We start from the raw sequence: 18,637 nt of genomic DNA, 5'->3' as shown, positions 1-18,637 counted from the left end.
GAGAGGACCGGACGGAGGGCAGCAGACATTTGAGGGCCTCGCCACTTCCCCACGCCGACAACACCGCCCGGCCGAACCTCTGAAAGCCGCTGATCTGTTCTTCGGACGGGGTGTACTCCTCGCCGAGCTCGGCTATGCAGCGTGCCCGCAGTTCGGCCGGATCAAGATCGAGGTCGTCCCATCCCTGGCTGGGAAGGTATGCCGCCGTGCCGGTGAGGATCAGCGCCCTGGTCCTTTCCGGTCGCGTCGCGGCGAACAACATGGCGGCCGGGCCGCCCTCGCTCACGCCCAGCAGGGCGGCCCGCTGGAAGCCCGCGGCGTCCATGACGGCCTCGATCTCGGCGGCCCGATCGTCCAGGGTGCGGACCCGCGGCACCGGGTCCGACAACCCGACGCCCGCCTTGTCGAAGAGGATCACTCGGCAGAAGGTGGCCAGCCGCTCCATGAAGGCCTGGAACTCCGGCATCGCCCAGTACAGCTCGACATGGCTGGCGAACGAGCCAGCGAAGACAAGTTCGATCGGCCCGTCACCAAACACCTGGTACGCGAGGCTGAGACCACCGCTGTTTGCATACGCCGTCTCCGGCACGCACTGAGCGTACCGAGTGCATTCCGTTCTAGGGCAGCAAAAAATTAATGATTCGCCCGGGTATGTCAGCTCAGGGCGCTGGCGGTTCGGTCACCGCGCGGTTGGCCGGACGGCGGCTCGGGCGTACCGCACCCCAGAGGCCGGTGGCGACGCCGACGGCGGCGCCGCCCAGGCCGATGATCTGTTGGGAGGGCTTCAGCTCGCCGTGCACGCTCAGCCCGCCGACCAGGTCGGCCACGTCGGCGCCGGCGGACGCCAGAAACCAGCCGCGCGTGTTCTTACCGCGCAGCGCCGCCGCGGCGAGCAGCACACCGATCAATGCGTCGCGATAACCCATCGAGCGCAACAACAATTGCGCGGTCGGCGTCGGCTCTTCCGGGTCGCCCCATAGCTTGTTCGCCCGTAAGGGATCGACGAGGAATGAAACGCCAGAGGCGAGGCGGATGGTGCCTGCAAGAAGGCCGAACCGGTCGATTGACATGTTCACAGAGCCTAGGAGCAAACCGTCCCGTCGTGCACGCATTGCGTCCGCACGTCGCTCACGGTGCGGGGCAGGAATCGGCGATCTGCAACGACGCCGGCCACAGCACCGTGGCCGCCCCGAAGGCTATGGCGTCCGCGCCGGTGGGCGACACGGCTTCGATCCGTGCCTGGATTCGCTGGGTCTGCTCGGGATGAAAGACGGTCCACGCGAACCCAATACACAAATACGGAATGGTCAGCCACACCGCCAGTTCGATCAGCGCGCCGACGCTGACCTTGTGCCCGAGGATGCGTCGGACCGGGGCCATCGCATGATCGATTCCGCCCATGAGACTCCCAGCTACCGAAGCACCAGTTTGAGAGCGTAGTCGACGACGGCGTCGAGATCACTGCCCAGATGCCCGGCGAGCCACTGCTGAGCAAGCTCGGCCATGGCACCCGTGTACAGGGCGGCGGCCACCTCCGCGGCCACCGGATCGGAATCCGGATTGAGCCGCCAGCCCTCGGTCAGCACGCCCTGGCGCAGCATGTCCTGCGTCGCGCGACGGCGCGCGGCCAGCACGGGATTCGTGCGGGCATCGGTGAACAACACGCGACCGCGCCGCGGATCGGCCGACGAGAAGCCCAGCACCGCCGCGATGCCGGCGCGGGTTCGGGCCCCCAACGAGTCCCCCGCCTCCTCGATGGCGGCCGCGATCACCTCGGTCAGCTGCTCGCTCACCCGGTCGTAGACCGCGCCGAGCAGTTCGTCGGTGTCACCGAAGCTTTCGTAGAAGTACCGCGTGTTCAGCCCGCATTCCCGGCATACCGAGCGCACCGAGACGGCCGCCTCGCCGCCGTTGCCGAACAGGCGATAGGCGGCCTCGACCAGCAGCGCACGACGCTCGGCGCGGCGGTCCTTGAGCGGTATACCGGCCCACCGGGTGGGACTCGACATTCCTACAGCGTAAGTCGAGTGGGCTTCGGTCTTGTCACACTCGTAGCCAAAACTTATTCTGGTTACAGTCGTGACCAGAACTGCCGAGGAGCGCGCCGTGTTTCTGCCACACCAGATCGTCGGGCAGCTGATCAACAAAAAGTTGGACGACAACATGCGGCGGTACTTCTTTCGTGGCATGGAGTTCGCCGCACCCGTCGGCGATCCGGGCTGGTTCGGTCCCGACAGCGCCGTGTGGCGGGTGCATTCGCACCTGCCCGCCCTGATCTTCGGCCTGCAATGCGCCGCCTTCATGGAGACCCTGGACCCGTCGATCTATTGGATGGGGATGCATCACTCGCGGCTGATCAAGCGGGACAGCAACGGGAACCCGGTTTCGCATGTGCCCCACATCGATCCGGAAGGCGCAGCGACGCGCCTCGGCCACTCGGTGGCCTTCTTCATCGGCACGGCATACGGGTCGACGGAAACCGCTGAGCGACTGGCGAAATCGGTGCGCGCGATGCACCACACCATCAAGGGCACGCGCCCCGACGGCGCCCGCTACGACGCCGACGACCCCGAGTGGCTGCGGTGGAACTATGCAACGGTGGTCTGGGGCCTGGCCACCGCACACGAGCTTTATCACCCAATGCCCTTGCGCGGCAAGCAACTCGACCGATACTACGGCGAGTTCGTCCGGGTCGGACACGCCCTGGGCGGCACCGATCTGCCGGCCACCAAGGCCGAAACGCTCGAGTGTCTCGAGTCCTACTTGCCGAAACTGGCTGTCACACATGGCAAAGCGATGGGTACCGGCCCCAACGTTCCCATGCCGCAGGCGGCCGTCGACTGGGCCATCCGTGACACCATGCCGAAGTGGGCCAAGCAGCTGCTGCAGCACCGCGACTGCAACATCATCGAGCGCACCGCCCGTCGCACCGCGGTGTGGTCGATCATCAACGGGATCAACGCCGCATCCGGCCCGGCCCCGGAGTTTCGGCAGGCCCAGGCCAGGGTCAAGGGCGGCACCGCCGTCCCACACACCCTGCCGACCTACGTCCTCGGCAGCGATCAGGTTCGCAGCCGCTCCGAGGTGGAGCGCAGCTTCCAGTCGGTGTAGCCCACACTAAGGGCATCTCACAGAACTCCCGGCCCAAGCGTCTACACAGCGTGACAGCCAAACGCCCCTTCGAGGCGGTGGTGGTCGACCACGGTCCCGCGGTGTTGCGGGTGTGCCGTGCCATCGTGGGGCCGGTCGACGCCGACGACGCCTGGTCGGAGACGTTCTTATCCGCGTTGCGCAGCTACCCCGACCTGCCCGCCGACGCCAACGTCGAGGCCTGGCTGGTCACCATCGCACACCGCAAAGCCATCGACGTCACCCGGGCCCGGGCGCGGCGCGCGGTGCCCACCGATCAGGTTCCCGAGACCGCCGGCCCGGCGGACCCCGGCAGGGACGACGACCTCGCCGACGCGCTGGACAGGCTGCCGGCCAAACAGAAGCAGGCCGTGGCCTACCACTATCTGGCCGGCCTGCCCTACGCCGAGATCGCCGCCATCCTCGGCGGCAGCCCCGACGCCGCCCGGCGCGCCGCCGCCGACGGCATCGCCACCCTCAGGCGCACGTACCCCGGCATCGCCACCACCGGGACAGGAGAACACCGATGAGCAACGAACGAGTGATGGCCCACGAGCTGGCGCGGATCACCGACGCCACCGCCGGCGATCTCGACGCGCTGCACGCCCGGCTAGCCACGTCCGCCGAACACCAAGGCATCCTCGACATCGCCTACCGTGTCGTCGACAGCCCGGTCGGCGCCCTGCTCATCGCGGCTACCGAGCACGGCCTGGTCCGCGTCGCCTACGCCAGCGAGGGCCACGACACCGTCCTGCAGAGCCTCGCCGACAGAATCAGCCCACGCATCCTGCTCGCGCCGGCCCGTCTCGACACGGCCGCCAGGCAACTCGACGAGTATTTCGCCGCCAAGCGCCAAGAATTCAGTGTGCCGCTGGACTGGCGGCTCTCGGTCGGATTCCGCAACACGGTGCTTCGCCATCTGCCCGAGATCGGCTACGGCCACACCGCGAGCTACGCCGCGGTGGCCAGGCTGGCGGGCAACCCCAACGCCGTTCGCGCCGTCGGCAGTGCCTGTGCCACCAACCCGCTACCGGTCGTGGTCCCCTGCCACCGCGTGGTGCGCAGCGACGGCGCGCTGGGCGGCTATCTCGGGGGCGTGGAAGCCAAACGCATCTTGCTCACCCTCGAGGCCGCGGCGTAAGGGCGAAACCCGTTGCTGCATAACGTGATAGCGGCCGAGCCGACCGCTAGGCGGCGCCTGGGGTGAGCGGCGGAAGGTCGACGACCGGCGCCGGCTGCGCCGGCGGCGCCTGGTTCACGCGTTGACCCAGGTGCTGCGGGCAGTAGGCGCTCGCCGCGATCATGGTGAACTGCGCGGCGCCGTCGACCGTGAACCCGGGATTGCTCGACGACACGCTCTTGATGACGTCCACCTGGGGACTGCCCTGGTCCATCAGCTCACACGCCCTTTTGCCCACCCCGACGGCGGCGGCCGGATCCCGATAGGTGATGCCCGCCTGGTTGAGCGCGGCGATGAAGCTCGCATCAGGTCCCGAAGTCCCGACCGGGTCGGCGTAGGCGGGCGCGGCCGCGCCGACCAGGGCGGCGGAGCCCGCAAGCACTACCAGCATTCGCATCGCTTCATCCTCATATAGATCGGCGCCATTGTCCTGCCGAGGCCCTCCGACCCCGCATAACCGCGGTGAAGGTGCAAGTCGAGCGGTCGGGCGGCGGTTGCGCAGCAATCCTGACAGCCGCCTCCGATGTGGTACACAGTGGCTATGTCCGCGCTGCCCTATCAACCTCGTTGAGAGCCCCGGCATGCACGACGATCGACTTCTGATTCCCGGCCAGACCTGCTGGCGCGTGGCGCGTGCCGACCAGTTTGCCCCCATCATCGACGCGGCCGACTACTTCAAGCACGTCAAGGCGGCCATGTTGCGCGCCCGCCATCGAATCGTGCTGATCGGCTGGGATTTCGACTCGCGGGTGACGTTCGAGCGGGGCGAGAAAACCCTTCCCGGGCCAAATCAGTTGGGCGCGTTCCTTTATTGGATGGTGTGGAAACGCCCCGGCCTGGACATCTATGTACTGAAGTCCAATCTTCGTCTGCTGCCGGCCTTCGATGGGCTGTGGTTCGCCCTCACCCCGGTGTCGCTGCTCAACCAGATCAGCAGCAGGCGACTGCACTTCGCCATCGACGGCGCACACCCGATCGGCTCCGTGCACCATCAGAAGATCGTCGTCATCGACGACGCCGTGGCCTTCTGCGCCGGCATCGATCTCACCCTGGAACGGTGGGACACCCGTGCGCATGAGCACGACAATCGCCATCGGCGCACGGCGGGACGCGGCTATGGGCCGCGGCACGACGTCGGGCTGGCGGTTGACGGCGCGGCGGCGCGGGCGCTGGGCGAGCAGGCGCTGGCGCGCTGGGAGACCGCGACGAAACAATCGCTGAGCCAGGTCGAGGCCAAGCACAGCGCCTGGCCCGCCAAGCTGCGGCCGAGCCTGCACAACGTGGACGTCGGAATCGCCCGCACCGTGCCGGAGCTGCTAGATCGCCCCGAAGTGCGGGAGGTCGAGGCGCTCAACCTGGCGGCGATCGCGGCGGCACGCCACACCATCTATGTCGAGAACCAGTATCTGGCTTCCCGGACCATCGTCGAGGCGCTGGCCGCGCGGCTGGCCGAAGACGACGGTCCCGACGTCGTCATCGTGCTGGCCCGTAGGGGCAACAACCCTCTCGAGCGCGGAACCATGGACAGCGCACGGCACCGCCTCATCCGGCTGCTGTGGGAAGCCGACGAGCATGACCGGTTGGGCATCTACTGGCCGGTGACCGACGGCGACGGACCGATCTACGTGCACTCGAAGGTGTTGGTGGTCGACGATCGGCTGTTGCGTATCGGCTCGTCGAATTTCAACAACCGGTCCATGGGCTTCGACAGCGAGTGCGACGTGGCCATCGAGGCGCGGCCGGATGATCCGCGACACGACGAGCTGCGCCGCGAAATCTCTTCGTTCCGGGACGAATTGGTGGCCGAGCACCTCGGTGTTTCGGTGGGCGAGTTGACAGAGGCGATCGGCGAACACCAGTCGGTTTTCAAGGCGATCGAGGCGCTTCGCGGAGAGGGCAAGACGTTGCGGCCATTCACCGAGCGCACCGTGGCCAACGAGGCGGGTCCGCTGGCCGAGAACGACCTGATGGATCCCGACCACGTTCCGCGGTCGCTGACCCGTAGCGTGCAACGCTTCATCACCGGCCTTCGGGGCTGACGAGTCGGCGATTCGGGGTGTGGACCGAGGCGAAATCGGCTTAGTGTGGGCAGAAGTGCCAGTGGACTAAGGACGAGCACCGATGAGCATCGACGACGAATCCGTCACCACGCTGGAGGATCTGCGGGGCGATCTGGCGCAGCGGTACAAGCGCACGCCGACCGGCGGAAGTTCGGTCGACAACGCGATTGTCGAGGCGGACATGGCGGCCCTGGACCGCGACGGCTACGTCATCTGGGAGAACCTGATCAGCGCCGAGCAGTGCTCGCAGATCCGCGAGGTGGTGCGGCCGTGGCTCGGGCACACCGGACGCAACTCGTTCGAGGGCCTGCGCACCCAGCGCATCTACAGCGTGCTGAGTAGGACCCGGGTGTGCGATCGACTTGTCGATGATCCCCGGGTGCTGGCGGTGCTCGACCGCTTGCTGATGCCCAACTACCTGCTTTCGGCGTTGCAGGCCATCAACATTCAGCCCGGTGAGGCCGCACAGCTGGCGCACCACGACGACGGCTTCTACCCGATTCCGCGCCCCCGCGCACCGTTGGCCGCCGCGACGATCTGGGCGATCGACGACTTCACCGCCGACAACGGCGCCACGGTCCTCTACCCCGGCAGCCATCGCTGGGGCAAGCGCCGGCCCGCTCCCGGCGATGAGGCTTTACCGGTCGTCATGCCCGCCGGCTCGTGCGTCTTCTTCGTGGGCACGCTGTGGCACGGCGGCGGCGCGAACAACACCGACGGTGAGCGCCTCGCCGTCACCGCGCAGTACTGCCAACCCTGGCTGCGCCCGATGGAGGCCTTCACCTTGTCGGTGTCGCGAGATATCGCGCGAACCGTTTCCGATGACATCCGCCGGATGCTCGGCTACAGCATCCACCCGCCGTTCGTCGGCAACGTCGACGGGCTGCATCCGTTGCGGCTCTTGGAGATTGAGTTCGGGCCGCAGTAACACCGTAGCCGCGCCACCCGATGCCGACCTCTCAATCCGCGCAAACCGCGGTTTGAAGCGCCGCTACCTGGCTATTCTCAGTCCTGTCATGACGCGTCGAGCGGGGCCGCCCGGCGAAGAAGCATCGGATTCAGCGACGGCCGAGCCCCGGAATCGCCTGCACCGCAACCACAGAATCGTGGCCGGTGCCAAGATGCTGGCCGCGTTGATCTCCCTGGTGGTGGTCGCGGTCATCGGCATCGCTTGGCACGCGTATCGCAGCGCGTCGGCGGGCATCACCAAATCCGAGGCGCTGGCCGGTGAACCGGCATCGACCGGAAGTGATCAGAACATTCTGATCATGGGTCTGGACAGCCGGCGCGACCAGCATGGCAGGCCGCTTCCACCCGACATCTATGACGCGCTGCACGCGGGCAACGAGGACTCCGCCGACGGGGATTCCGACGCGCTCATCGTCGTGCACCTGCCCGCCGGCGACGCTGCGGCCACGGCGATCTCAATCCCCCGCGACGATTATGTCGATCTGGCCGGATGCCCCACCTCGGACTGCCGCGGCAAGATCAAGGAGGCCTACAGCTACGCCTACCAACGGGTGATGACCGGCCGCACCTCCGCCGGCTCGCAATCGAGTCCGACCCCGACTCAAGGTCAAGACGCCACCGCGAAGGAACAGGCCGCACGGGAGGCGGGCCGCAAAGCCGAGATCAGCACCGTCAAAAGCCTTTTGCAGATCCCGATCGACCACTTCATCGAAGTCACCTTGGCCGGATTCTTCCAAATCGCCCGGGTGGTGGAACCAATCACGGTGTGCCTCAACGAGGACACGTCGGACCGCTACTATTCCGGCGCGGACTTTCATAAGGGCATGCAACAGATCAGCGCAGGCCAGGCAATGGCCTTCGTTCGACAACGCCGCGACCCCAACGATGCGGCGTTCACCGACCTCGATCGAAGCCGGCGCCAGCAGGCCTTCATCGTCTCGGTTCTCAGCGCGCTGCGCCGCGGCGGGGCGCTGTCGGACCCCAGCCGGCTGCGCGCCCTGTTGGACGTCGCCAAGCAGAACGTCGCCGTGGACGCCGGCTTCGACTTCGACGATTTCGTGCGAAATGCGTTGACATACCCCAATAGGCCGGTGGAGCTGTACACGCTGCCGGTCACCGGCTTCGGTCAACTCTCAGATGGCGCCTATGTGAACTTCATCGACACATCCACCGTCCGATCCATCGCACACAACCTGGTGGGCGCCGATTCGTCTACCGCACCCTCGACCACCAGCCCCACCACGGCGGCGCAACCGGACGGCGACGCGCAGAGCACCGCGGGCAGCGTCGTCCTCGACGTCGTCAATGCCTCGGGACGCCAGGGTGAGGCCGCAACTGTCCAAATGCTCTTGGCGACTGGGAAATTCAGCCAGGGCAAGGTGAGCACGGCCGACTCCACCACCGAGACCAGCACCATCACCTATGGGGTCGGCGCGAAGGTGGCGGCCACCGAGCTCGCCGACCAGTACGACATAACGGCGACCGCATCCGACAGCGTCGCCCTCAACACGGTGCGGCTGACCGTCGGGACCGATTTCTCCCGGTTCGACCAGACCCATCGTTCCACGTCGGAATCGACGACGACGGCAGCGGCACCGGTCACCACCGTGCCCGCTACCGGCGCCGGTACGCAGCAACCCGCCGTTACCAACCTCTCCCGCATGACCGCCGACGGCATTCCCTGCGTGAAATGACAAAGAGCTACGGTTTTTTCCGCGGCGCGGGCGTCGTTTCCATTGGTGCGGCGCCGTAGAGGTGCAGGGCCTGCGCCGCGGCTGTGGCCACCGCGCCCCGGAGGTGCGAGATCGGCGGGCTGCCCCGTAGGTGAATCGAGTTCGAGAGCAGAATGACGTAGGTATTCGACCCTGGGTCCATCCACAGCGTGGTTCCGGTAAATCCGGTGTTGCCGAAGCTGCCGACGGGAAAGACCGTCCCGCGCGGCCTGGAGAAGGCCGTGTCGATGTCCCAGCCAAAACCGAACAGGCTCTGCCCCTCGATCGCCGGATATTTCGGAGTGCGGGCTTGCTGGGCGGCACGGTTGGCCGCTTCTACTTGTTCCGGGCTATGGCCGGGCTGCTGCGGTGTCGTCATCAGCGCGAGAGTCGTTGGCCGCAAGGGGAATTCACTCGGGCGATCCGCCAGCCGATCAAGCAGCGCCTGGGCAAAGACGCCGACGTCGTGGGCCGTCGAGAACAGGCCGGCGTTGCCGGCCACTCCTCCCATGCGGCGCGCCGTCGGGTCATGCACCGTACCCCGAAGCAGCGCAAAGAAATCCGGATTCTTGCCCGGGTCGTCTCGGCTTTCCTCGTCGCGCGCTGTCGGGGCGATGCGCGGCAAAACGTTCGTGTTCCAGGTCCCCGCAGGACATGTCACGGGCGCCGACCCCGCTGCGGCGGGGCCCCACGCTACGGCGGCCCCGCGCACTACATGTGGTCCGCACGCTTTGTCCACCGGAAGATACCGAGTGTCTTGCAGCCCAAGCGGCGCAAATACATTGCGCTCGACGTAGGTGTCCTCGGCCTCGCCGGTCGTCTTTTCCAGCAGCGCGCCCAGCAGGATGTAGTTGATGTCGGAATAGCGGAAAAGCTCCCCCGGGCCCGACTGCAGTGGCGTGGTGAGCGCGCGATGAATGCCTTCGGCTTTGTCGGGTCCGCCCAGTCCCCAAGGGTCTGCGAGGTTGACGTCGATCCCCTCGCCGGAGGTGTTGGTCAGCAGCATGCGGACCGTGACCTTCGCCCGCTGCGGGTCGTTCGCCGCGTTGAAGTCGGGCAGATACTTCTGCACCGGATCGTCGAACGCAACCTTGCCCTGTTCGTAGAGCTGCATGATGGCGACCGCCGTGGCGAGACACTTCGTCAGTGACGCCATGTCGAAGATGGTGTCCTCGGTCATCGGCTCGGCCGGTGCGGGCGACCCGTCCAGCCCCGGCTCGCCCGCGAGCTTGCGCGACCCGTAGGCCTGGTGGAAGACGACCTTGCTGTCGTGCCCAACCATCACCACGCCGCCCGGGAGCCCGCCTGCCGCGATCGCGTCATTCATCAGCTTGGAGATGGTGTCGAATTCGGGGGCGGGAGCCGCAGTCGGCGCCGCCGCGGGCGCCTGCGTTTGTGCGGGTGTCTGCGCGGGCTGCGGTGGGCGCTCGGGGACCGGTGTGTGTGCCGTGAACGCCCACGGCGAAGCCGCGATGAGGGCGACCAACACAATCGCGACGACAACCGTCTTGCGCAGCGAGGGTGGCCAGAACTTCCCCCTGCCACTGACTACCGGCATATCGCAAGGGTAAGGCGGGGGCTTGGCTGTCTGCAGTAGCGTTGGCGCCGGACCCGTCTCGCGACGCCCGGTTGCGACGGTCTTGTTCGCGATGGAGCAAGCGGTGAGGACCCATCCCCGTTGATTGCCGGCAGGCGGTGGGGTGCCGTGCTGGCCGGCGCGTTGGCGGTCGGGGTCACCGCGACGCAGTGCACCGCCGCGCCGCCACCCCCGGTGGCCGGGCCGTCACCTCCCGCATCCACGACGTCGAGGCCGCCGCCGGCGTCTGGCAATCCCGACGTTCGCCCGGTCACCGCCGGGGAGCTCGGAGCGAGCTGGCGCCCTGGCTGCCCGGTGAGCCCGGCGCAGCTGCGGCGCGTCGGCGTCGACCACATTGGCTTCGACGGCCAGACCCACCGCGGTGAACTGATCGTGCACGAGGACCTGGTGCCCGACGTCATCGCGATCTTCGAGCGGCTGCACCGGCTGGGCTTCCCCATCGAGAAGATCCGCACCGCGGACCGCTATCCGGCCGCCGACGACGAGCAATCCATGGAGGACGACAACACGTCGGCGTTCAACTGCCGCGGCATCCCGGGAAGCGAACGCTGGTCACCGCACGCCTACGGTCGGGCCATCGACCTGAACCCACGCCTGAACCCCTGCGTCTACGCCGACGGCACTTTTCAGCCGCACAACGCAGCGGGCTATCTGGATCGCGGCCGCAGTGACCCGGGGCTCTTACACGACGGCGACCCGGCTGTCCGCGTCTTCACGGACGGCGGGTGGCGGTGGGGCGGCCACTGGACGGAGCCCATCGACTACCAGCACTTCGAGCGGCCCTGAGCCAGGCTTGCGGTAAGAATGGATGCATATGTCGCGATCATTCGACGTCTCGACCGAGTCGTCCGCCACTGTAAAGCAGATCCATTCCGCCTTCGGCCGCGAGGACTATTGGCTGGCCCGCATCGCGGCCGCTGACGGCGTACTCGTCACATTGGATTCTCTGCTGGTCGACGACGACGGCACGGTGACGGTCCGCACGACCCAGCACCTGGGCCGCCAGCTCCTCCCTGGATTGATCGCCAAGTTCGTCACCGGTGACGTGAAGATCGTGCAGGCGGAGACGTGGCGACCGGACGGTGACGGGCAGGTGCGCGGACACGTTAACGTCTCGGCGTCCGGCGGTTTGGGGTCGGGCCGCGCGGAAGTCTGGCTGGCGCCGACGGACGACGGGGGCTCGCAATTGCGGTCAGCCTTGCGGGTCGAGGTCAAGATCCCTTTGGTGGGCGGCAAGCTGGAGAAGTCCATCGGGTCTGACCTGGCCAAGGGCATCCCCGAGATGCTGCGCTTCACCACCACGTGGATCATCCAGAACGCCTGAGGCGTGGATCGTCGATCGCGGCCTTCGGGCCGGATGCTCCACGTTGATTTAGCCGGCAGCCGCTAGGGGTCGCGGATGGTCATCGCCAGTCCTGTCTACTGCGTCCGCGCGTCGGCGCCGAAGACTTCGCGGTGCAATTCGATCAGAGCGTGGAGTTGCTCGAGGTAGTGCCGCAACGAATGGTGGACGAAGCGGGCCGACAGGGTCGTGGTGCCGCCGTCGGCCAATTCCCGCAGCGTTTCCTGGGTCGCTTCGGGCTTCCCGGCCGGGTCGAGGGGCTGCTCAGCTGGCATCACCACCTCGAAATCCGGTGGCAGGTCAAACCGCCGAAGCCAGTCCGCCGCGGTGCGGATCGACACGTAGTACGGGCACCAGCCGTCCGCGAGGGTGACCGCGCGCCGTAGCGAACGGCGCGTGCGCCCGCCGACCCAGATCGGCATGTGCGCCTGTACCGCACAGGGATCCACGGTCAGCCCGTCGAACGAGTAGAACTCGCCGTGATACGCCGGCTCGTTGCTCGTCAGAGCCGCCCGCAGCGCCTTCAGGGCGTCGTCGCCGCGGGCGCCGCGGTCGTCGAAAGGCGCACCGAGCAGGTCGAACTCCTCCTTGAGCGAGCCGACGCCGACCCCGAGGATCACCCGCCCGCCGCTTACGTGATCTAGTGTGCCGTAACGCTTTACGATCGCCAGCGGATGGTGGTATCCGAGCACCAGGGTCATGGTGGCCAAGCGAATCCGCGTGGTGCGCCCCGACACGTAGCCGAACGTGGCCAGTGGATCCCAGTAACGCGCTCCGCGCCGCCCGGATTCGGCCGATGGGATACCGATGTGCTCGCTGCAGGTCATGTGGTGGTAGCCGAGGCGGTCGGCGACCTCGGCGGCTCGGCCGATGTCCTCGATGCCCGCGTCTTTTTCCCACTCCAGCGGCGCCCCAGCGACATTGGTGACGACCGGGGTGGCAATGCCGACTTTCACTGCAGGGGCTCTTCGCCCGCGAGGATGGTTCGGTGCATCAGGCGGCCGCTGTCCGCCGGATACGGCAAGACCCGGTGCATGGTTCCGGTGTTGTCCCAGATGAGCAGGTCGCCCGGCTGCCACTGATGCTGGTAGACGTATCGGGGCTGGGTGGCCCAATCACGAAGCCGGGCAAGCAGAGCGCGGCTTTCCTCTACCGGCAATCCGATGACGTAGTCGGACGTCGCGCCCAACAGCAGCGACTTGCGCCCGGATTGGTGGGTCCACACGATGGGGCAGGCCTTGCTGGGCGACTTCTGCCAGAACGCCACTTCGTCGTAGCTCATCTCCGGGGTGACGTAATACTGTGACCGCTCCGCGCTGTGCACCACCCGCAGCTCCGCTATCGCCTCCTTGTCGGCGTCCGGAAGGTCTTCGTAGGCCGCGTAAGTGTTGCAGAATTCGGTCTGCCCACCGGTATCGGAGAGCTGCACCGCACGCAGCAGCGTGGCCAGATTCGGTAGCGGCTGCAAGGAACCGTCGAAGTGCCAGAACATCGACCCTTTGAGATATTTGGCGCGCTGATTGACCTTTTCGTCGAGGGAGATCTTGTTGATGCCACCCTGGCCTTCGTTGGCGACCAACGTGCCGAGGGTCTTGGCGATGGCGACTTGCTGCTCGTCGCCGATGTCCAATCCGCGGAAGAACACCACACCGCGCCGTTCGAGTACCTCGCGAATGGTCGAAGCCTCGCGCCCGCTCAGCAGCGTGTCGAGATCGGTTCTGATCTCGCTACCGATTCTCGGGGTGAGGTCGACAATCTCCAGCTGTGCGGAGGTGAGGTCCATGGTCTTCAGCCGACTCTCGTGAGGATGGTGTTGGCCGAATGCTTGACCCGCGGCTGCTTCCACAACTCGACCGCCAGCGAGACGGTGATCAGCGAGTAGAGCAGGCTGCGCAGGTTGGCGACGTCGTCGGGCAGCGGCTCGGAGTAGTCGAACTTGTCGATGTAGGCGACGGCCTCCTCGGCGTGCGGAAACACCTCGTCGTAGAAGGCCCGGATTTGCTCCATCGAGCTGTTGACGCGTTTGACGTAGCGCTCGTGGCCGTCCTCGATCGCCCACTCGGGCACCAGGTGCTCGAGTTGCGAAAACTCCGGCGGCAGTGCGGTATTCATTGCTGGCCAGATTCGCCGGCCGCGACATAGTCGCCGACCACCTTGTGCAGGTGGCGCAGCAGGATCTCCTCGTCATTCATCGTGAAGTGGGTCAGCACACCGCTGTTGAGCATCGCCTGCAGGCCCTCCGACGGGCTGGCGTCTTCGAGGATGATGTCGTTGAGGAAGGTGACGGTGAGCTCCTGACCGAGCCGTTCCCTGTGCGTCTTGGGCGGCTGATAGAACATCTCGACTTCGAACACGTGCGAGTGCGGTCCGGTGGGCCAGTGGGCGTGGGTGGTGAACCCTGATGCGCCGAAAATGAGGACGAAGTTGGGGAAGAACTGGAACGAGTCGAACCCGTACTTCTCGGACCGTGTGGGATTGATCCCTGGAGGCATCGGTCCCCGGTCGAGCTTTTTGTTCCAGGGCCCCGCCGCGCTGGCTTCCATGACGCATTCAATCGGCTTGGAATATGGCGTCTTTCGCGATGGCTCACCGGCGAAAGAGAACATCCGATGCGGGCCGCTCAGTTGGTAGGCCAGGGCATCGGTGAACGGGTTCGGCTGGTCGAAGGCGTCCCTGGCCTCCGCGGTGAGAGCGCCGAACGACGACGCGTGCAGGTACGGTCCGTGGTAACTCTCGGCGAAGCTGTCGACGAAAATCTTCCAATTGCACTGCAACTCGGCCGAAAACTTGTAGACCTGGTGCGGGCCGTCAAATGGATAGCCCTCGATGCCGTGGGCCAGTTCGCCGAGGAAGGAACGCAGCGGCTCGGTGTTGTCCGGGTTGAGGTTGATGAAGATGAAGCCTTCCCACACCTCACACTGCACCGCCGGCACCCGGCAGCTGTCGGCGTCGAAGTCCAGCAGCAGGTCCTTGCGGGTGGCCGAGTGCAGCGAGCCGTCCAGCTTGTAGCGCCAGCCATGGAAGCGGCAGTACAGCAGCGGAGCGCGGCCGGAGACTTCTTGGAAGGGGTCGTCTTCCCACAACATCTTGTTGCCGCGGTGCGGGCAGATGTTGTGGAAGGCGCGGATCACCCGGTCCTTGCCGCGCACGATGATGATCGATGTGTTCAGGAATTTGAACTCGCGGGTGAAGTAGCTGCCCGTGCGCGGGACGCGTTCGACCCGTCCGACGTAGAGCCAGGTCTTCTTGAAGACGTGTTCGCGTTCCTTCTCGTAGAACTCTTCGGACACGCAGTCTTCAAGCGACACCGGGCCGCGGCCGAGTTCGGGATATGCGTCGGTCCAGTGCCCGGTCGGGGGCTTGGCGACGGCGATGGGCTGGTTCATCCCCGTTCCTCCTACGTGGTGCGGCCGACGGTAGCAGTCGCGCGAGGCCCCAATAAGGTGTACGGACGCAACACCCTGTTGCATACTTGGAACACCGATGGAACAGAATCTGCCCTTTGACCTCGATGCCCTGCTGGTATTCGGCAAGGTGGTGGACTGCCGCAGCATCTCGAAGGCGGCGACATCGCTCGGAATGCCCAAATCCACGGTGAGCCGCAAGCTGACCAAGCTGGAATCCGACCTGGGCATCAAGCTGCTGCGCAAGAACACTCATCAACTCACGGTCACCGACCTCGGCGAGCGGATCCACGACCACGCGATGAACATCTTGGCCGAGGCCAATGGCGTGCGGGCACTGGTGGAGGCCAGCAAGCAGGAACCGCACGGGGAGCTGCGGGTCGCGATACCGGTGAGCCTCGGCATCGACTACGCGTCCCGGGTCGGCGCCACCTTCCTGCAGCGGTACCCCCACTCCCGGTTGGATATTCGGTTGGTCGACGCGATGGTCGACCCGATCAAAGACGGTTTCGACGTCGTGTTCGGTCCGGGACCGCTGCAGGATTCGACGCTGATCGCACGAAAAGTGTTTGACCTGAATCTGTTCCTCTGCGCCTCGACGGGATTCGTGCAGACGCTGCCGGAGCCGGTCACCGATCCGTTGCAGTTGAACGCGCTGCCGTTCATCGACTTCGGCTTCTGCGGGCCCCAGAAGCTGGCGCTGACAAAGTTCGACCGACGATTCGAGCTGTCTCCCCGGGTGCGGGCCCGAGCCAACAACTTTCAGGTGTGCAAGGAGTACATTCTGCAGGGCCTCGGCATCGGCGCGATGCCGACACAGATCATCTGCGCGGAAGAATTGAGACAGGGCACCATCGTGCCGGTCCTTCCCGAATGGGCGGTCGAACCCCTGGCCGTGCACATGATCTACCCCTTCGAGCTGTCCTTCTCCACGCTGATCAGCGCCTTCTACGACACGGCCTGTCAGATCATCGTCGAGAACATCGCCAGAGCCGAGACCTAACGCTCGTCGACAATGAGACAATCGCTTGATGTCTCGCGAATCCGCACGTCGACCGCCGGCCGCGCCCACACCGCCACGGGGGCAGGTCACGCCCGAGGACGTGGAACGGTACGCCGACGAGGACCAGGCGCGCGAGGCGCTGGACGAGCGCCGGCTCCGCGACGAACAGCCTCCCCATCACCACTAGCCGTAAAAAGGCGCAGACTGGTCGCTATGAGTCTGGCAGAAAAGCTGCTCCCGCAGGTGCTGCGGGTGCACGACACGGTGTATCAGAAGACGAACGGCTGGATCGGTCACCGCACACTGTGGATACCGAGCCTGCTGCTGCATACCGTCGGGGCGAAGACCGGTAGGCAACGCACGACGTCGCTGACCTACGCCCGCGACGGTGACAACTATTTGGTGGTCGCCTCCAAGGGCGGCGCGCCCCAGGCCCCCGGCTGGTACCACAACCTGAAGGCGCATCCCGACGTCGAGATCAACGTCGGCCCAAGGCGTTTCGCCGTCACCGCACGACCGGTGCTGCCCGACGATCCCGACTATCCGCGGCTATGGCAGATCGTCAACAAGAACAATCAGAACCGGTACAACGAATACCAGAAGCGGACGTCGCGACCCATCCCCGTCGTCGTCCTGGCCCCGAAAGGCTAAAGGCCGCAGGCCGCGCAGCTCAGGTCGCGCCCCTAGCCGAGAGCGAAGACCCGTACCTCCGCCGATTTCCCCTTCAAAGCGTGCGGTCCCCGATCGAGGAGTCCGGGCGGTCGAGAGGCCAGTGCGTCAACGCACGAACCGGTGATAAGGATGGCGTCACCCGTCGTCTTGGTGAGTTGCTCGACGCGCGCGGCGACGTTGACCGCGTCACCGATCAAGGTGAACTCGAGCTTGCCTGCGCCTCCTATGCTGCCGGCGATCACCTTGCCGGTGTTGACGCCGATTCCGATGCGAAGTTCACCGCCGAATCGCTGCGTCACCAGACGATCGATAAGTGCGGCCGCTCCCACCGCCGCGTCAGCATGGTGTGCGAGGTCGTTGGGCGCCCCGAATACGGCCAAGGCCCCGTCGCCGAGGAATTTGTTGACGTGACCACCGGCCTCGACGACGGCGGGCACCACGATTTCGAACAGCGCGTTGAGCCGGGCGACCGTGTCCTCGGCGGAGTTCGCCTCCGCGAACGGGGTGAAGTCGCGAATGTCGACGAACATCACGGTCACCTCGCGGCGCTCACCGGTGAACACGTCGTCGCCCTGCTGAAGCAACCGCGCGGCCAAAGCGGGATCGACGTAGGTGCCGAACGCGCCCTGAAGTCGTTGGCGCTCAGCCAAACCCGCCTGCATGCGGTTGAACGACGCGGCCAGTGCACCCAGGTCGTCGTCCTGAACGACCGGCAAGCGTCGGCCATAGTCGCCTGCGGCGACGCGTTCGGCGCCTTTGGCGAGGTCGCGGACGGGTTGCAGCGAGAGCGAGAACCCGATGCCGACGGTGATCGGCACCGCGAAGACGAGCGTCAAGGCGCAGCCGACCAGGACGGACAGGATCGGGGCATCGCTGACCGGGTGCAGCACCGTCGCAAGCATGGCGCCACCGACGGTGTACGCGAAGGCGGCCGCGAGCATGGACACGTTCGATCGCGTGGCAAACGTGGGGCGCGAGCGCGGCAACGAATCGCCGATCCCCGTGTCACCGGCGAGGGCGATCCTGACGGGCCGCTGCATCGCCTCCGCGATGCTGTGAAAAGCGATCAGCTGCACCGCTATTCCGATGACGGCGCCGCGGATCCCGTATTGCAGCAATCGTGGCCCCGTCGCACCGGCGATCGCGCCGACGACGACCGACAAGGCGGCGGCCCATATGCCGCTACCCCACACCGTTCGGACGGTCGAGCTGCGCACATACCGGTACGTGGCCTCGAGGGCGGTCACTCCGTCGACGCCGTCGCCCCTGGCCCACTGTTTCACCAGGCGCGCCCATCCGTGGTCCGGGAAAACCATGATGCCTACGAGCACCACCACGGCGACAACGGTGACGGCGGTCGCACCGAGGTAGCGGCCGGACTTTTCGGAGACGACGATCGGAAGCGACACGAACACCGTGTAGACGGGCAGCGACACGAGAAACCCCGCAGCGCACAGGGCCCACCAGTAATACCTCGGTCCGCAACGATCCCATGTCCACTGCCAGATACGGTCCATGCCGGGAGGTTAAAGCGTCCTCGGGGGCGATGCGCGGGAATAGGCCCACATC

At 66.2% G+C, this 18,637-nt stretch carries 22 protein-coding genes; 11 read left to right on the top strand and 11 right to left on the bottom strand.

Annotated features, from left to right (window positions below; all coding sequences use genetic code 11):
- The 4 genes from A5646_RS21765 to A5646_RS21750 form a co-directional block, all read right to left on the bottom strand.
- On the bottom strand, nt 1–589 hold a 589-nt coding region (locus A5646_RS21765; RefSeq protein WP_156765670.1), incomplete at its 3' end, for an alpha/beta fold hydrolase.
- Between the two features lie 70 nt (nt 590–659).
- Nucleotides 660–1,070 carry a DUF4267 domain-containing protein gene (locus A5646_RS21760; protein WP_066865234.1) on the bottom strand — a complete coding sequence of 137 codons (411 nt, stop codon included), beginning with the start codon at nt 1,068–1,070 and terminating at the stop codon, nt 660–662.
- 58 nt (nt 1,071–1,128) lie between these two features.
- On the bottom strand, nt 1,129–1,401 hold the full coding sequence (locus A5646_RS21755; protein WP_066864943.1) for a hypothetical protein: 273 nt from the start codon (nt 1,399–1,401) through the stop codon (nt 1,129–1,131).
- 11 nt (nt 1,402–1,412) lie between these two features.
- Nucleotides 1,413–2,009: a TetR/AcrR family transcriptional regulator gene (locus A5646_RS21750; protein WP_066864946.1), complete on the bottom strand. Its 597-nt coding sequence runs from the start codon at nt 2,007–2,009 to the stop codon at nt 1,413–1,415.
- 97 nt (nt 2,010–2,106) lie between these two features.
- Here A5646_RS21750 and A5646_RS21745 point away from each other — a divergent pair, with 97 nt between their 5' ends.
- The 3 genes from A5646_RS21745 to A5646_RS21735 are packed head-to-tail and all read left to right on the top strand — an operon-like array spanning nt 2,107 to nt 4,270.
- Nucleotides 2,107–3,111 carry an oxygenase MpaB family protein gene (locus tag A5646_RS21745; protein ID WP_066879271.1) on the top strand — a complete coding sequence of 335 codons (1,005 nt, stop codon included), beginning with the start codon at nt 2,107–2,109 and terminating at the stop codon, nt 3,109–3,111.
- A gap of 50 nt (nt 3,112–3,161) precedes the next feature.
- The gene (locus A5646_RS21740; RefSeq protein WP_066879151.1) at nt 3,162–3,659 is read left to right on the top strand and encodes an RNA polymerase sigma factor; all 498 of its coding nucleotides are present in this window, start codon (nt 3,162–3,164) and stop codon (nt 3,657–3,659) included.
- A gap of 14 nt (nt 3,660–3,673) precedes the next feature.
- Nucleotides 3,674–4,270, top strand: a complete 597-nt coding sequence (locus A5646_RS21735) for a methylated-DNA--[protein]-cysteine S-methyltransferase (protein WP_066879274.1) — start codon at nt 3,674–3,676, stop codon at nt 4,268–4,270.
- Between the two features lie 46 nt (nt 4,271–4,316).
- Here the strand turns inward: A5646_RS21735 and A5646_RS21730 are convergent, their stop codons facing one another.
- The gene (locus A5646_RS21730) at nt 4,317–4,706 is read right to left on the bottom strand and encodes a DUF732 domain-containing protein (RefSeq protein WP_066864956.1); all 390 of its coding nucleotides are present in this window, start codon (nt 4,704–4,706) and stop codon (nt 4,317–4,319) included.
- Between the two features lie 184 nt (nt 4,707–4,890).
- On the opposite strand from A5646_RS21730, the gene A5646_RS21725 reads away from it, so the two are divergent.
- The 3 genes from A5646_RS21725 to A5646_RS21715 all read left to right on the top strand — a co-directional run bounded on the left by A5646_RS21725 (nt 4,891) and on the right by A5646_RS21715 (nt 9,032).
- Nucleotides 4,891–6,348, top strand: coding sequence for a phospholipase D-like domain-containing protein (locus tag A5646_RS21725; RefSeq protein WP_066879155.1), 1,458 nt, complete (start codon nt 4,891–4,893; stop codon nt 6,346–6,348).
- Between the two features lie 82 nt (nt 6,349–6,430).
- On the top strand, nt 6,431–7,297 hold the full coding sequence (locus tag A5646_RS21720) for a phytanoyl-CoA dioxygenase family protein (protein WP_066864964.1): 867 nt from the start codon (nt 6,431–6,433) through the stop codon (nt 7,295–7,297).
- 193 nt (nt 7,298–7,490) lie between these two features.
- Nucleotides 7,491–9,032 carry an LCP family protein gene (locus tag A5646_RS21715; RefSeq protein ID WP_066879277.1) on the top strand — a complete coding sequence of 514 codons (1,542 nt, stop codon included), beginning with the start codon at nt 7,491–7,493 and terminating at the stop codon, nt 9,030–9,032.
- Between the two features lie 7 nt (nt 9,033–9,039).
- Here A5646_RS21715 and A5646_RS21710 read toward each other — a convergent pair whose 3' ends face one another.
- Nucleotides 9,040–10,608 carry a serine hydrolase gene (locus tag A5646_RS21710; protein WP_067024108.1) on the bottom strand — a complete coding sequence of 523 codons (1,569 nt, stop codon included), beginning with the start codon at nt 10,606–10,608 and terminating at the stop codon, nt 9,040–9,042.
- 120 nt (nt 10,609–10,728) lie between these two features.
- Here A5646_RS21710 and A5646_RS21705 point away from each other — a divergent pair, with 120 nt between their 5' ends.
- Nucleotides 10,729–11,433: a M15 family metallopeptidase gene (locus tag A5646_RS21705; RefSeq protein ID WP_067024105.1), complete on the top strand. Its 705-nt coding sequence runs from the start codon at nt 10,729–10,731 to the stop codon at nt 11,431–11,433.
- A 28-nt stretch (nt 11,434–11,461) separates the two neighbouring features.
- The gene (locus A5646_RS21700) at nt 11,462–11,971 is read left to right on the top strand and encodes a DUF2505 domain-containing protein (protein ID WP_067024114.1); all 510 of its coding nucleotides are present in this window, start codon (nt 11,462–11,464) and stop codon (nt 11,969–11,971) included.
- Between the two features lie 95 nt (nt 11,972–12,066).
- Here the strand turns inward: A5646_RS21700 and A5646_RS21695 are convergent, their stop codons facing one another.
- Genes A5646_RS21695 through A5646_RS21680 form a run of 4 tightly spaced genes read right to left on the bottom strand, consistent with a single transcriptional unit; the run spans nt 12,067 to nt 15,375 of the window.
- Nucleotides 12,067–12,945: a TIGR03619 family F420-dependent LLM class oxidoreductase gene (locus A5646_RS21695; RefSeq protein WP_067024102.1), complete on the bottom strand. Its 879-nt coding sequence runs from the start codon at nt 12,943–12,945 to the stop codon at nt 12,067–12,069.
- Nucleotides 12,942–13,772, bottom strand: a complete 831-nt coding sequence (locus A5646_RS21690; RefSeq protein ID WP_067024099.1) for a TauD/TfdA family dioxygenase — start codon at nt 13,770–13,772, stop codon at nt 12,942–12,944. Before A5646_RS21690 ends, A5646_RS21695 begins: the two co-directional genes overlap by 4 nt.
- A 5-nt stretch (nt 13,773–13,777) precedes the next feature.
- Nucleotides 13,778–14,101 (bottom strand): hypothetical protein, encoded by a 324-nt coding sequence (locus tag A5646_RS21685; RefSeq protein WP_067024096.1) that lies wholly within the window; start codon nt 14,099–14,101, stop codon nt 13,778–13,780.
- A complete protein-coding gene (locus tag A5646_RS21680) occupies nt 14,098–15,375 on the bottom strand; it encodes an SRPBCC family protein (protein WP_067024093.1) in 1,278 nt (425 codons plus the stop codon). Before A5646_RS21680 ends, A5646_RS21685 begins: the two co-directional genes overlap by 4 nt.
- A gap of 97 nt (nt 15,376–15,472) precedes the next feature.
- Between A5646_RS21680 and A5646_RS21675 the strand changes: the two genes are divergently transcribed.
- The 3 genes from A5646_RS21675 to A5646_RS21670 are packed head-to-tail and all read left to right on the top strand — an operon-like array spanning nt 15,473 to nt 17,047.
- Nucleotides 15,473–16,396 carry a LysR family transcriptional regulator gene (locus A5646_RS21675; RefSeq protein ID WP_067024090.1) on the top strand — a complete coding sequence of 308 codons (924 nt, stop codon included), beginning with the start codon at nt 15,473–15,475 and terminating at the stop codon, nt 16,394–16,396.
- A gap of 28 nt (nt 16,397–16,424) precedes the next feature.
- Entirely contained in the window at nt 16,425–16,583 is a 159-nt protein-coding gene (locus A5646_RS29580) for a hypothetical protein (protein ID WP_197497967.1), read from the top strand.
- Nucleotides 16,584–16,609: 26 nt separating this feature from the next.
- Nucleotides 16,610–17,047, top strand: a complete 438-nt coding sequence (locus A5646_RS21670; RefSeq protein ID WP_067024087.1) for a nitroreductase family deazaflavin-dependent oxidoreductase — start codon at nt 16,610–16,612, stop codon at nt 17,045–17,047.
- A gap of 32 nt (nt 17,048–17,079) precedes the next feature.
- On the opposite strand, the gene A5646_RS21665 is transcribed toward A5646_RS21670, so the two are convergent.
- The gene (locus A5646_RS21665) at nt 17,080–18,585 is read right to left on the bottom strand and encodes an adenylate/guanylate cyclase domain-containing protein (protein WP_067024084.1); all 1,506 of its coding nucleotides are present in this window, start codon (nt 18,583–18,585) and stop codon (nt 17,080–17,082) included.
- Between the last annotated feature and the right edge of the window lie 52 nt (nt 18,586–18,637).

Source organism: Mycobacterium sp. 1245499.0 (genome assembly GCF_001673615.1).
Lineage (GTDB): Bacteria > Actinomycetota > Actinomycetes > Mycobacteriales > Mycobacteriaceae > Mycobacterium > Mycobacterium europaeum_A.
This window is presented reverse-complemented; position numbering and strand designations above follow the sequence as displayed.

Bases quoted from the DNA above. Each gene is read 5' to 3' on its own strand.
- A5646_RS21760 (WP_066865234.1), bottom strand. From the start codon at position 1,070: ATGTCAATCGACCGGTTCGGCCTTCTTGCAGGCACCATCCGCCTCGCC.
- A5646_RS21755 (WP_066864943.1), bottom strand. From the start codon at position 1,401: ATGGGCGGAATCGATCATGCGATGGCCCCGGTCCGACGCATCCTCGGG.
- A5646_RS21750 (WP_066864946.1), bottom strand. From the start codon at position 2,009: ATGTCGAGTCCCACCCGGTGGGCCGGTATACCGCTCAAGGACCGCCGC.
- A5646_RS21735 (WP_066879274.1), top strand. From the start codon at position 3,674: ATGGCCCACGAGCTGGCGCGGATCACCGACGCCACCGCCGGCGATCTC.
- A5646_RS21730 (WP_066864956.1), bottom strand. From the start codon at position 4,706: ATGCGAATGCTGGTAGTGCTTGCGGGCTCCGCCGCCCTGGTCGGCGCG.
- A5646_RS21725 (WP_066879155.1), top strand. From the start codon at position 4,891: ATGCACGACGATCGACTTCTGATTCCCGGCCAGACCTGCTGGCGCGTG.
- A5646_RS21720 (WP_066864964.1), top strand. From the start codon at position 6,431: ATGAGCATCGACGACGAATCCGTCACCACGCTGGAGGATCTGCGGGGC.
- A5646_RS21715 (WP_066879277.1), top strand. From the start codon at position 7,491: ATGCTGGCCGCGTTGATCTCCCTGGTGGTGGTCGCGGTCATCGGCATC.
- A5646_RS21710 (WP_067024108.1), bottom strand. From the start codon at position 10,608: ATGCCGGTAGTCAGTGGCAGGGGGAAGTTCTGGCCACCCTCGCTGCGC.
- A5646_RS21700 (WP_067024114.1), top strand. From the start codon at position 11,462: ATGTCGCGATCATTCGACGTCTCGACCGAGTCGTCCGCCACTGTAAAG.
- A5646_RS21690 (WP_067024099.1), bottom strand. From the start codon at position 13,772: ATGGACCTCACCTCCGCACAGCTGGAGATTGTCGACCTCACCCCGAGA.
- A5646_RS21685 (WP_067024096.1), bottom strand. From the start codon at position 14,101: ATGAATACCGCACTGCCGCCGGAGTTTTCGCAACTCGAGCACCTGGTG.
- A5646_RS21680 (WP_067024093.1), bottom strand. From the start codon at position 15,375: ATGAACCAGCCCATCGCCGTCGCCAAGCCCCCGACCGGGCACTGGACC.
- A5646_RS21675 (WP_067024090.1), top strand. From the start codon at position 15,473: ATGGAACAGAATCTGCCCTTTGACCTCGATGCCCTGCTGGTATTCGGC.
- A5646_RS29580 (WP_197497967.1), top strand. From the start codon at position 16,425: ATGTCTCGCGAATCCGCACGTCGACCGCCGGCCGCGCCCACACCGCCA.
- A5646_RS21670 (WP_067024087.1), top strand. From the start codon at position 16,610: ATGAGTCTGGCAGAAAAGCTGCTCCCGCAGGTGCTGCGGGTGCACGAC.
- A5646_RS21665 (WP_067024084.1), bottom strand. From the start codon at position 18,585: ATGGACCGTATCTGGCAGTGGACATGGGATCGTTGCGGACCGAGGTAT.